Origin of the sequence: Shewanella sp. Sh95, from assembly GCF_001308045.1 — a bacterium.
GTDB lineage: Bacteria > Pseudomonadota > Gammaproteobacteria > Enterobacterales > Shewanellaceae > Shewanella > Shewanella xiamenensis.
This window is the reverse complement of the sequence record NZ_LGYY01000078.1, coordinates 12459-25256: the sequence shown is the minus strand read 5'-3', so window position 1 is coordinate 25256 and position 12798 is coordinate 12459. Positions and strand designations below refer to the sequence as shown.

The 12798-nt window shown below is 44.2% G+C and carries 13 protein-coding genes and 1 pseudogene; 5 read left to right on the top strand and 9 right to left on the bottom strand.

The window, feature by feature from the left end; all coding sequences use genetic code 11:
* Nucleotides 1–136: 136 nt before the first annotated feature.
* Nucleotides 137–589, top strand: a complete 453-nt coding sequence (locus tag AEA42_RS05595; RefSeq protein WP_037427284.1) for a FlxA-like family protein — start codon at nt 137–139, stop codon at nt 587–589.
* A 39-nt stretch (nt 590–628) separates the two neighbouring features.
* On the opposite strand, the pseudogene AEA42_RS05590 reads toward AEA42_RS05595, so the two are convergent.
* The 8 genes and pseudogenes from AEA42_RS05590 to AEA42_RS22145 form a co-directional block, all read right to left on the bottom strand.
* Nucleotides 629–1513 (bottom strand): annotated as a pseudogene (locus AEA42_RS05590) (hypothetical protein).
* Between the two features lie 113 nt (nt 1514–1626).
* On the bottom strand, nt 1627–2238 hold the full coding sequence (ribA, locus tag AEA42_RS05585; protein ID WP_037427288.1) for a GTP cyclohydrolase II: 612 nt from the start codon (nt 2236–2238) through the stop codon (nt 1627–1629).
* 263 nt (nt 2239–2501) lie between these two features.
* On the bottom strand, nt 2502–2858 hold the full coding sequence (locus tag AEA42_RS05580) for a YibL family ribosome-associated protein (RefSeq protein ID WP_037419602.1): 357 nt from the start codon (nt 2856–2858) through the stop codon (nt 2502–2504).
* A 125-nt stretch (nt 2859–2983) separates the two neighbouring features.
* The gene (nrdG, locus tag AEA42_RS05575) at nt 2984–3445 is read right to left on the bottom strand and encodes an anaerobic ribonucleoside-triphosphate reductase-activating protein (RefSeq protein ID WP_055647204.1); all 462 of its coding nucleotides are present in this window, start codon (nt 3443–3445) and stop codon (nt 2984–2986) included.
* A 115-nt stretch (nt 3446–3560) separates the two neighbouring features.
* Complete coding sequence (gene nrdD, locus AEA42_RS05570) at nt 3561–5678, bottom strand: anaerobic ribonucleoside-triphosphate reductase (RefSeq protein WP_055647203.1); 2118 nt, start codon at nt 5676–5678, stop codon at nt 3561–3563.
* Between the two features lie 303 nt (nt 5679–5981).
* Nucleotides 5982–6662 (bottom strand): hypothetical protein, encoded by a 681-nt coding sequence (locus AEA42_RS05565; protein WP_037427297.1) that lies wholly within the window; start codon nt 6660–6662, stop codon nt 5982–5984.
* A gap of 112 nt (nt 6663–6774) precedes the next feature.
* Nucleotides 6775–7722 carry a patatin-like phospholipase RssA gene (rssA, locus tag AEA42_RS05560; RefSeq protein ID WP_055647202.1) on the bottom strand — a complete coding sequence of 316 codons (948 nt, stop codon included), beginning with the start codon at nt 7720–7722 and terminating at the stop codon, nt 6775–6777.
* A gap of 116 nt (nt 7723–7838) precedes the next feature.
* Nucleotides 7839–8012 (bottom strand): hypothetical protein, encoded by a 174-nt coding sequence (locus tag AEA42_RS22145; RefSeq protein WP_156312309.1) that lies wholly within the window; start codon nt 8010–8012, stop codon nt 7839–7841.
* Nucleotides 8013–8091: 79 nt separating this feature from the next.
* Here AEA42_RS22145 and AEA42_RS05555 point away from each other — a divergent pair, with 79 nt between their 5' ends.
* The 4 genes from AEA42_RS05555 to AEA42_RS05540 all read left to right on the top strand — a co-directional run bounded on the left by AEA42_RS05555 (nt 8092) and on the right by AEA42_RS05540 (nt 11131).
* Nucleotides 8092–9441, top strand: a complete 1350-nt coding sequence (locus tag AEA42_RS05555) for a DEAD/DEAH box helicase (RefSeq protein ID WP_055647201.1) — start codon at nt 8092–8094, stop codon at nt 9439–9441.
* Between the two features lie 114 nt (nt 9442–9555).
* The gene (locus tag AEA42_RS05550; RefSeq protein ID WP_037419582.1) at nt 9556–9993 is read left to right on the top strand and encodes a DUF3010 family protein; all 438 of its coding nucleotides are present in this window, start codon (nt 9556–9558) and stop codon (nt 9991–9993) included.
* Between the two features lie 56 nt (nt 9994–10049).
* Entirely contained in the window at nt 10050–10577 is a 528-nt protein-coding gene (locus AEA42_RS05545; protein ID WP_037427302.1) for a M48 family metallopeptidase, read from the top strand.
* Nucleotides 10578–10663: 86 nt separating this feature from the next.
* Nucleotides 10664–11131 (top strand): hypothetical protein, encoded by a 468-nt coding sequence (locus AEA42_RS05540; RefSeq protein ID WP_037427304.1) that lies wholly within the window; start codon nt 10664–10666, stop codon nt 11129–11131.
* Between the two features lie 361 nt (nt 11132–11492).
* On the opposite strand, the gene AEA42_RS05535 is transcribed toward AEA42_RS05540, so the two are convergent.
* Entirely contained in the window at nt 11493–12788 is a 1296-nt protein-coding gene (locus tag AEA42_RS05535) for a peptidoglycan DD-metalloendopeptidase family protein (protein ID WP_037419574.1), read from the bottom strand.
* Nucleotides 12789–12798: the final 10 nt, after the last annotated feature.

Sequence of the window (12798 nt, the reverse complement as noted above, 5' to 3'; positions counted from 1 at the left end):
TGAACGACCTTAACCATTAATCCCCTAACCTATCCTAGATACGCCTTTTGTATCAAATAGGATGCTTAGCACTTAAGTTTTTTATCTCAAGGCCGATAATTCGATAAATAACCTTCAGGTACTTATGGAGCCTATCGTGAACATTAATGGATTAAATACGACCGCAAATAGCAGCGCCTTCAAATCTGTTTCCAGCGCTTATATCACCACTACGCCAACAGCTAGCTCAGCTTCTGAGAATTCGTCGGCAGAGACCAGCACGCAAGAAACGGTCAATATATCCAATGCCGGAAGACAAGCTCTCGCTACCGAAGTAGGCGCTTCTCTCAGAGGTCAAACCGCGGAAAAACGGCAACAGACGGAAAGTGCTGAGAATGAAGAACCCAAATCTATCATTGATGAACAAATTAAGCGTCTGAAAGAGCAAATCAAAGCTTTGCAGGAGATGCTCACGAAACTGGAAGGAGATGATTCGAAGGCCGCGGCTCAGCAACGTAAGCTATTGCAGGAACAAATTATGCAACTCGGTAACCAAATTGCCGTGTTAATGGACCAGAAAATGCGCGATGCACAAAAAGCCGCAGGCTAAGCTGAGTACAGAATCATTTTCAATCTTGGTAGCTGTAAACTAGATTGGGAAACTAAACAATAAACGCCAAATATTTAACCCGTCGCCGGTTCGATAACTGATGCCAATTCTATCTATGCCGAGGAGATCGCCGCCCAAAGGCTTAGAAAATGCCAGTGTGGCACCAAACTCATAGCTTCCAGAGACAATGGTTTCATCTTCAGTATCTTGGCTAAAATCCAGCTCGTTGAAGTACCAATAACCGACCGCAAATAATCTAGGTTGCATCTGGATATTCAGCCATTGCCAGCGCGGCGAAAGGCCAATATCTACCCCGGTTTGCAATACCGCAAATTGGTCGGTTAATTTTCCTAGCCGCTCACTATAGCCCGCAAACTTTAACCTCGATACCCAGACGCTGTCTTCACCCGCAAGACTAAAATCATACAAGGTACTTACACCTGAGGCTAAAATCGCCACATTCGCATCGGTCTCAAAATTTGTCCCAAAGCCCACATCCAAATAGGCTTCCATCCGCGTATTTGCCGTTGCCTGCCAATGGTGCTCGATGCCGGGCGTTATCGTCATGGTGCCAACTGACGATGGCAATTCGCCGTCGGTGATGTCTTTGGCTAAGTAGTCAAAAAAACCGAAAGATAAGGGTAAACGCAGCCAAGTCTGACTACTATCATCCTTCAAAAAATCAAAGTTTAACGGAATACTAACGACGGTGGCATTTTGCTCAGCAGCTCGATATACCCCTGTGCCAAGGTAGCTGCCAAAGGCATAAACAGAGTTAGGATTATTTTTCCCATCAATCGGCGTTTCAGGGCTAATCTTCGAAAACGCTTAGGAAGATTGGGGGGCAAATGCTGCAATATCTTGCGGGTGACTGAAGTTTGAAACAGGCTCTGTCGACGCCAACAGCGGGAAAACAATTCCCATTGATAGCGCCGAAATGGAGCTGAGGTTGACGATAAACCGACTAAAAATGATATTCAATTTACGCAAACAGATCCTAATTTGCAGCCTAATCGGTAAATTTATTGCACTAAGAACTACTGTTCATCCGTAAAATGATACTCAGACATCATATGCCCAAGCTCAGTGGACTTAGTCTTTAAGTAAGCCTCATTATAGCGATTTTTACCGACTTGTAAGGGTACGCGCTCAACCACTTCGATGCCGATTTCTTTCATCGCTTTGACTTTGCGAGGATTATTGGTCATTAAGCGTACATGCTTTACGCCAATCTGCTCAAGCATAGGCTGGATCATATCGTATTTACGCATGTCCGCAGGGAAACCTAACTGTTCATTCGCCTCAACCGTATTGGCGCCTTTATCCTGCAACTCATAGGCGCGGATCTTATTTAGCAGACCAATACCACGACCTTCCTGACGCAAATATAAGATAAACCCACTGCCGGTCTCGGCAATGTTTTGCATCGCGGTTTGCAGCTGGAATCCACAGTCACAGCGTAAGCTGAATAAGGCATCGCCCGTGAGACACTCAGAGTGAATACGGCCTAAAACAGGAGCATCGCTACTTAGGGTGCCAAATGTGAGGGCAACATGCTCTTTACCGGTTTCGGTATCTTCAAAACCGTGCATGGCAAAAACGCCCCAGGGAGTGGGTAATTTTGACGTCGCGACATATTTTATCGACATGACTTAACCTTAACGACAACTCTCATTCCATGAGACGGAAGGAACATCCATAAACAAAACAATGATTAGGTACTTAGCCTACGGCGCACCTATTCTAAAGTGTTTTCAGCAATCACGAAATACTTTAGTAATTTAATCAACTACAAAACTAAGCTATTAACTGGGTGACTCATTCAGCTCAATGGGTAATATGTCGAGCCAAGGCGCTGCAAAATAGATAAGTGTTCTATTTTGCAACTTATTGAATAACTTAGCAATGTAGCTTAAAATTTTGCTGGTGCAAAACCTGTTACTTCAGTCAAGCCCATTTCGCGCCCTAAAGCAGTCATTGGGTGCACAACAACTAAGCCTTTTACTGACTTTTTGAGTTGACCCATATCGGCTTGCTCGGCTTTGGTGAGGGCGCGGTGAAATGGCAAGTGCTGAATATCCACCCCTTGCTTTTGTAATAAACGCGACTGCTGCGTTTTTACGCTATTGATTTGCTTAGTAACAGCCTCAATCTCGCGTTTAAACTGCGCCACGATGACAACATCGCCACGTTGCTCTGCCGCCGCCAGTTTACGACGAAACTTATCTAACTTATCGTTTAGCTGCTGCAGTTCTTGCTTTAAATTCATTATGTTACCTTAAATTACTTTAGTGAGTCCCGACCGATATTGACCTAATCTTTGGCCTGTTTGTCTGGGTCACTGTGTCAAGGTGTGGGATTATAGCAGCAAGTTAGCGATCCTCGTTACCGCTTTTATAAGAAACGGATCACCTGATTACTGCTACCTCGATATGGAAGGCTCGGATCTGCAAGATTTTGCTCAAATTTGCCATCCACCAGCACATCTACATATTCCAGCACCGCACGCTGTTTATCGCTCAATTCATTCCATACATAGCCCGTCCACAGCCAAATATCTTTACCGGGACATTCAGCTTTGACGCGCTTAACAAGCACCAAAATCCCCTCAAGATTGGCGGGTAAAAGTGGATCGCCGCCAGAGAGTGATAAGCCACGGCGAACGATTCGCGTATCCTGCAAATCGGCGATGATATTATCTTCCATTGCCTTATCAAATAAATGGCCAGAGCGCACATCCCAAGTACTTTGATTATAGCAACCACGGCATTGGTGCTCACAGCCTGAAACAAATAAGGTGGCCCGAGTGCCTGGGCCGTTGACCACATCAACGGGATAATATTGCTGATAGTTCATTGTATAAGTCCAATACGAAATACAAGGAGCGCCAGACTGGCTAAAAATCAAAGCACAGTCCCATGCTAAGCGACTGTGCTGATATCAGTGTAACAAACACAACAAGGCAAAAATGTTACAAGTGTTTGATCCTACGCTTCACTTCTTCTTGCTTACCATGGTTGAACGGTCTGGCATCGGGACTGCCTAAGTAACCACACACACGGCGCGTAACAGACACTCGACTTGGCTCATGGTTGCCGCATTTAGGGCAAGTAAATCCTTTACTAGTACAGCTAAATTCGCCGGTAAAACCACAATCATAACATTCGTCAATCGGCGTGTTAGTACCGTAGTAAGGTACACGGCTATAGCTGTAATCCCAGACATTTTCGAGCGCTTCGATATTGTGCTGCATATTAGGATATTCGCCGTAGCAAATAAAACCACCATTGGCGATGGCGGGATATGGCTGCTCAAAATCGATTTTATCGTAAGGATTCACGTGCTTTTCCACATCTAAATGGAAGCTATTGGTGTAATAGCCCTTATCGGTTACACCCGCAACCACACCAAACTGGCGCGCATCGAGCTTACAAAAACGACTGCAGAGACTCTCACTTGGGGTGCTATAAAGGCTGAATCCATAACCCGTTTCGGCCTTCCATGCGTCGGTAGCCGCTTTAAGGTGCGCAACAATCGCCACCGCTTTTTCACGAAGCTTAGCATCATCAAACACATGGGTTTCAGTGCCATAGAGCGCATTAATGGTTTCATGTAAACCGATATAACCTAATGAAATCGATGCCCGACCATTTTTAAAGATTTGGGCGATATCATCATCGGCACGCAAGCGCACGCCACAGGCACCTTCCATATACAAAATCGGCGCAACTCTGGCTTTCACTCCGTTTAACCGTTCGATACGCGTATCTAATGCGCGGCGGGCAAGTAATAGCCGCTCATCCAGAATACGGTAGAACTCAGCCTCATCGCCATTCGCTTCTAGCGCAACACGTGGCAAGTTTAAGCTAACAACGCCAAGGTTATTGCGCCCTTCATGGACGAGTTCACCATTTTCTTTATAGGAACCTAAAAAGCTGCGGCAACCCATAGGGGTTTTAAACGACCCCGTCACTTTTTCCACTTGCTCATAGTTCAAAATATCTGGATACATGCGCATACTGGCGCATTTAAGGGCCATTTGTTTTACATCGTAATTGCAATCGCCGACTTTGTGGTTAATACCATCACGGATGGCAAACACCAATTTAGGGAACACCGCTGTTTTACGATTTTTACCTAACCCCGCCATGCGTACTTTCAGCATCGATTGTTGAATTAAACGCGACTCCCACGAAGTACCTAGACCGAAACCAAAGATCACAAACGGGGTTTGTCCATTAGCGGTATGTAAGGTATTCACCTCATATTCAAGGGATTGGAAAGCATCGTGGCATTCTTTTTCAGTCTGAGCAGTGGCATAGGCTTTAGCATCTTTAATCTGCCAATTCAGTGCCACTTGATAATGTTTGTCATAACTCTTGGCCACAAAAGGCGCTAACACTTCATCAATACGATTAATCGTGGTGCCGCCATAGATATGGCTTGCCACTTGGGCAATAATTTGCGCCGTCACGGCCGTAGCGGTAGAGATCGATTTTGGGGTCTCAATTTCGGCATTGCCCATCTTAAAGCCATGGGTCAACATGCCCGCCAAATCAATCAACATACAGTTAAACATCGGGAAAAAGGGCGAGTAATCAAGATCGTGATAGTGGATCTCACCGATTTCGTGCGCAGCCACCACATCCTTAGGCAGAATATGGCTCTTGGCATAATGTTTAGCCACGATGCCCGCCAGCAGATCCCGTTGAGTTGGGATCACTTTAGAGTCTTTATTGGCGTTTTCATTTAACAGCGCGGCATTGCTCTGCTCGACTAAACCACGGATTTCAAGATTGAGCTTACTGGTAGCATCGCGGCAAATGTCTCTGTCGTGACGATATTCAATATAGACCCGTGCCAATGATTTATAAGGGCCTTCCATCAATAGGTTTTCAACCGCATCCTGTAGATGGTGGATTTCAACTTCTGCCATATTCGCCACTCGTTCTCTCACACAAGCGGCTACCGTCGCGGCATAATCTGCGTCCTCTATCCCAACCGAGTTTGCAGCAGCGACCACTGCATCTCTTATCCTTGTTTCATCAAAAGGTGTGCGGCAACCATCCCGCTTGATCACGACTGGCATTGTTTAATTCCTCTCCATCCCGATTAAAATTAACACTATATATAGTGATTAAATAATCTATCAACACAATATGTAGGCAATTAAGCGGCATCGACACCTAAAATTCCATGATCCAGATCATGATTTATCCGATGGATAAAAAGAACAAATAAGAACTGCTGCCAAACCCAATGATCTCAGTTTTAGGCCTTGACCTTGATGCTAAAGCAAGATAGTAGACGCAGGAAATGGCGCTAATAATGACAAAAGACTTTGACCCAGAAGCCAAAGTCTATTGTTTTTGAAAGAATATTGTAAATAAGACTAGCGCTTAGCTAAGGCAAGATAACTGCTCAATTGTCCCAACGCTGATTGCTGCATCCCCATGGATGAAGCCACCTGCATCGTTGATTTAAGTCCCTGCCATAACTGTTTTTGACTATCGCTCATGGTGGGGTTGCTATTCAAATAATCCGTTAATTGACCAAACACTTTAGTCGCCTTTTGTGCCAGCACTGGCGACTGGGCATCATCCATGTTTTTTAACACATTTTTAGCATCAACTAACGTGTTGATCATCGGGCTATTAGGCGATTTTTCAGCCAAAGACTTTAGCTCATCATCGATAAAATCCTGCAAAGACTGCTTATTGGTACTTTGGCTTGGCAAACTAATGCCGTTTTGCGAGAGCCGTTCCACCTGTGCATCGGAAAGAATACCGTCTTTTTGTAACCGCGAGACTAAAGCGGGTATCTCAGCCACGCTAAATTTGCCATCAGCAAAAAAGTCTTTCGACATGGCCTGAATTTTTTGTGCTCGCAGTGCCCGTGGTGACAGCGCTATCTCGTCACTCGGTTTAGTATCAACCTTAGGGGGTTCTTTGGCTGAGGAGTTTGACTCCGTACTCGATTCAGTTTTACCTGTCTCCGTCTTTTTGCTATTCAGGCCATAAGCTTCAGCGGCACTGCTACGATTTAGATTAAGGGCATTTAAAAGAGAATTCATCGTCAATAATTCGGCGTCTAATACTGATTAATCGTTTTAAAGCAAAAACTAAGCCAATCAAGCAGTAAGTAGTGTCATATCGTAATTAACAGATAAATTCATCCTGACATTTTTAGCCTTTCCAGATCGCCGCTTCAATTAAATGTGCCACTTTTGCCACGGCGTCTTCACCTGCTGCAATGGCTTCAGCTGCTCGGTGGAACTCCATGGTGCCGATATTCGCGACTTCGGGTACAACACAGATATCGGGAGGGTCACCCATTAAACGCGCCCGTTTATGCCGCTGCTCTAAAATACTCATCGACTGGGACATCACCGCAATCATACCGGGATTAGATTTAGTCCCTAGGGAAAACTTATCGGTTAAGCTACCGACATATTCTCGCCCGCGGGCGAATAAATCCATAAAACCCGTTTCTTGGCGCGCGGGCATTTGGGTTTCATCTTTAGGTGCCCGATGGCTGGTCATATTAACGGGTAAAACTTGTAATCGACCAGTATGAAAACCTTGTAAATCAACGGCAATGACAATATCTACCCCCATAGCACGGCTCACCGAAACGGGGACAGGATTAACAACTGCACCATCCACCAACCAACGCTCACCTTGACGGACAGGCGCTAATATCCCAGGCATAGAGCAAGAGGCCCGTACGGCTTGGCGTAAATCACCATGGCGAAACCAGATTTCCTGACCTGAATACAGATCCGTAGCAATGGCCGCAAAGGGACGCTCTAAATCCTCGATATTGATATCACCAATCCGCGATTGCAGCACATCGAATACTTTTTCGCCGCCAATTAGCCCACCTTTACGCCAACGAATATCCATCAGTCCCAACACATCCCAACTAGAGAAGCTGCGCACCCACTCTTCAAGTTCCGCTAAATGATTATGGGCATAAGCAGCGCCAACAAGGGCGCCGATTGAGCATCCAGCGACCTTATCGGGTTTAATTCCCATGGCGGCAAGCCCATTGAGTACGCCAATATGCGCCCAACCTTTGGCTGCACCACTGCCTAAGGCAATACCGATCGTCGGAGTTGTCCCCTTACTCATAATAAATTCCCTTAATAAATCGATGATTTAAAGAAGCGCTATGACGTGAAAAAGCTAAATTCCAGCCAAAGTGTTGTCAATCATTAGACAACATAAACCGTTACGCTAGCCAGTCATTAGATACATTTATATGGTTTACGCTCGGCCTTATCCCCTTGGGCAGAGAGTAACCACATCGTCGCTTGATATCCTGTAAGTTCATAGCCAATTTGGCTAAACATAGCACTCGGTGCAAATATCGAGCGTGACACAAGCCAAGCAAATAAGTGGCTATTTAGATGATTACGCAAGATTATGCCCAATCAAGATAGCTGACCATAGTGATTTAGCGCTATAATCTGCCCTCACTCAGATTTAGGGGATATACCTTTGCAGTTTACTGATTTTTCTCTGGACCAGCGTCTGTTACAAAGCTTAAAGCATATGGGGATTGCAACCCCAACCGCCATCCAGGAACAAGCATTACCTATCGCATTGGCAGGTAAAGATTTAATGGCATCATCAAAGACTGGGTCAGGTAAGACCTTGGCATTTTTGCTGCCCGCATTGCAAAGGGTTATCTCCACCCGCGCCCTCAGTAAGCGCGACCCTAGAGTATTAATTTTATTACCGACCCGCGAATTAGCCCATCAGGTGTACAGTCAGTTACGCTTATTGGTGGCCAATACCCAATATAAAGCGATTAGTGTATTGGGCGGTGAAAACTTTAACGATCAGGCTAAAGCGCTGGCAAAAGAGCCGCATTTTATTGTTGCAACGCCAGGCCGAATCGCTGATCACTTAGAACAAAAAAACTTATTCCTCAATGGATTAGAGTTGTTAGTTTTGGACGAAGCCGACCGTATGTTGGATTTAGGCTTTGCGCCACAGTTAAAAGCTATCAACGAGGCGGCCGATCATAAACGTCGTCAGACCTTAATGTTTTCAGCAACCTTAGATCATAGTGAAATCAATGAGATTGCGGCGGCATTACTTAGAAATCCATTACATGTGGCAATCGGCACGGCCCACAGTGAACATCAGGATATTTCGCAGCGAATTTATCTGTGTGATCATTTAGATCATAAAGAAGCCCTACTCAGTCGTTTACTGACGGATGAATCGCACAAGCAAGTGATTATTTTTACCGCCACCCGTGCCGATACAGAGCGGTTAGCCGCTAAGCTCTCGGCTCAAGGTTTTGCAACAGCCGCCTTAAGTGGCGAGTTAAAACAAACGGCACGTAACCAGATCATGGACCAATTTGCCCGTGGTCATCAGCAAATATTGGTGACCACAGATGTGGCATCCCGTGGTTTAGACTTACTGAATGTATCCTTAGTCATTAACTTCGACATGCCCAAATTTGCCGAAGAATATGTTCATCGCATTGGCCGCACTGGCCGCGCGGGAGCCAAAGGTGACGCAATCTCCTTAGTTGGTCCTAAGGATTGGGATAACTTTAAAAAAGTACAACTTTTTTTAAGAAAAACCTTCGAAATCAGTGTAATTAAAGGGCTCGAAGCTAAATTTAGTGGTCTAAAAGAAAAGCCAAAGTCCGTCGCGACTAAAGGTGTAGTAAAGGCAAACACCAAAGCCAAATCTAAACCTAAGTCGCACCTTGTTAAAGCAGCGCCATCCCGTGATAAACGCTTTATCACGGGTGTTGATGTCGGTGATGCGCCAATGCGCAAAAAACCTGCGGCACAACTGCTACAAGATAATGACGACGAGATCTAAAAATAACGCAAAAGATAGCTCAAGTCCGTGAAACTTGAGCGCTCAAAATGAGTGACTCGCTGGAGCGATTCTTCCGGCGATACATAAGTAATTTGAAATAGTTAAAGGTGTAACATGCGAATTTGTGGTGTTGAATTAAAAGGTGGCGAAGCCATCATCAGTCTGCTCAGTTACGAAGGTGAAACCTTCAACGTACCCAGCTGCCGTAAAGTGTCTTTTAGCATTGCACAGTCGGCATCGACGGAGGCAATTCGTGAGTTTCATTTTGCTTTCCATAAGTTGATGGAAGATTACAAGATCGATGAAATTGTCATTATTGAGCGTGAGCAAAAAGGCAAACTGGCAGGTTCTGCTACTAGCTTCAAACTCGAAGCCGCAATTCAATTAGGCGAGCTGCCTGTAACCTTGCTATCTCCAGTGGCGATCAAGGAACAAAATAAGCGCAATCCACCTCAGGTAGACTTTGATAGCTTAGATCTGAAACGCTTCCAACAACCCGCCTTTGAGGCTGCCTACGCTCAGCAAAATCGCCATATTTTTGGTAAAGCTTAAGTGCTCTTGCTTGGCGCTATCACTTAGCGCCAAGCCTCTTACATGTCGCAAGCATCATGCAAAACCTAAAATATGTCAGTGGTTATAGCCTAGATATCCAACGCCAAGTTGAACAGCTTTTACAAAGTGGCAAGCTTGGGGAAGTATTGCTTCGCCGTCATCCGCACATTCATCATATCCGCAGCGATAAAGCCCTCTACGACTATACCCAAGGGATAAAAAATCAGTTTTTACGCCAATCCTCTCCCCTATCGAAAGTGATCTTTGATGACAAAATTAGCATGAGTCATCATGCACTTGGCTTACATTCCTACGTATCTAGAGTGCAAGGTAACAAAATCAAAGCGAAGAATGAAATTCGTATATCTTCTCGCTTAAAACGTGTACCTGAACCTTTGTTACGAATGGTAGTGGTGCACGAACTCGCCCACCTAAAAGAGAAGGATCACAATAAAGCTTTTTATAATCTGTGTACTTATATGGAACCAGATTACCACCAATTTGAATTTGATCTGCGCTTACTGCTGACCTGTATTGATGCCAATCAATCCCCTTATATCGCGCACTCAATAGACTCAGTTTGAGTACTTATTTTTATTGACCCAAGAGTTGACTGATAATAGTTTTCATTTAGAATAGTCATGTATTATCTGTCACGTACTTAGGCTGTATGAAAACGCAAAATATTGGTAGAAAGCTAGAAAAATGGTGTAAGAAACAAGCCAAGAAACTGCAAAAGCAACAGGCAACATTATCCTATGCGGCATCAGTTAACTATGCTGCAAAATCATCTTTCTCAGCGGAACCAATAAAACAGACGACTGCGGCCAAAAGTAAAAAAGCACAACGCAAGCACTTAAATCAATTATTGGCTGAGTATATTACCAAACAACACATTCAAGATCTTGATAAAGCAGCCCGTAAGCAGCAATTAAAATTAGCCAAAGCGCATTTTAATGCCGCAAATGATGCACAATTTTTATCCTTTGCAGCCATCAAACGTATTTCCCCCTTACCGACAGAGCGAAGCTTTGCACTTCGTCCTTATAAAAAGTCTCCCTGTGGAGGATGTCCTGCATTAAAGGGGCGTCTATGTAAATGTGCGTTAAAAGCGATGCAGAAACGCCAGGCAAGTTAATATTGTTTATCGATCTTGATTAAATAAATTTGAAGATATCTCAAAGTAAGAGTGGTTAGATATTTTCTGCTAGCTATCTTCGCTATTCACACGTCATTCAATCAATACCTGTACGCTCACTAAAGCCTAAAGTGGCTCGATTTATTATTTTAAATACCGATAACAAGGGCGAAATTTAATCAAATTTAAGCAAGCAGTCTTATCCAAGCATATGCAGCTAAACAACAAACCCAACAAAAAGCCTGACAAATACACCACTCAAATCATTTAGTTGCTGAGGCACACTCAATAGAAATAAAAACGCCGATGAATCAGTATTCATCGGCGTTTTTATACTCAGAACGGGACAAACGAAAATGAATTAACCTAAATTCATCAACGACTGACGACTATTGACCATATTCGTAAAGCTACGCAATTCTTGGTTTGCTAATTGGCTTGCCATAGGAATATCGGCTTTCATTGGATCGACGGGTTTACCGTTTACATGGAATTCATAATGTAAATGCGGACCAGTTGAACGCCCAGTATTACCAGATAAAGCAATCACTTGGCCACGTGTGACTCTCTGGCCTTTACGCACTAATGCCTTTGAAAGGTGTAAATAGCGGGTGCTATATTTACCACCATGTTCAATCACAATATATTTACCTGCAAATTGGTGATCCGTTACTAAACTCACCACACCATCACCAGGCGCTATAACCTTAGTACCAATAGGGACAGAAAAATCAGTACCGTTATGGGGAGAAATACGGCCAGTGATCGGATGTTTACGAGCAGGGTTAAAACGTGAACTCATGCGAGGCTGTTTAGCCAATGGAATACGCTGGAAAGCACGCACTAAACTGCGCCCTTTTGCATCATAATAACTGCCATCAGTATGCTGAAAGGCACTGATTTCTGAACGCCCAGTTTTAATGCTAACGCCTAATATTTGGCTGCTACCGGTTGCTTCACCTTCAACATATTGATCATTTACCAAAACAGAAAATTTATCTCCTGCATGTAAATCCCGTGCAAAATTCACTTTTTCTTTGAGTAAATCTTCAATCCGCTGAATATCAGCTGCCGCTAAGCCCATTTTTTGAGCCGATACGTAAAATGAGCCTTTAATATCACCAGTAATAATGCGGTTTTGCCAAACGCCTTCAACGTTAATTTCTTCAACGTTGAAGCTACCATCTTCATAACGAGTAAATACGACTTGGCGTGCGGCGTTAAAATAAAGCTCCAACTTTTGCAGTTGGCCATCATTATCGAGCCAAAACTGAATCCGGTTCCCAGGTAATAAAGTATCGAGTGCCAAAATATTTAAATCGGCCTCTAGTACTTTATACATCGTTAGCTGGTCAACACCCGCCTTAGAGAATAAAGCGCTTAGAGTATCACCGGAGGCAATAACACGCTCAAAATCAGGGGTATTGTCAATAACAGTGGTAGAATCAACAGGCTCAGAAACTTGCGGTAAAACAGTTTCAATGTCGAGAGCTACGGGAATTCGTTGTGCTGTGGGTACGACATGATTAGCATTCGGCATTAACATCGCCGCACCGATCAATAAACCACCTACAAGGAGAATATTTTTATGGGCTGAAGATAAATTCTGCAAACGAATTTGCGGAAAATTAGCCAAATTGGGTTTGCCTGTCTGCAACGCTTTCACC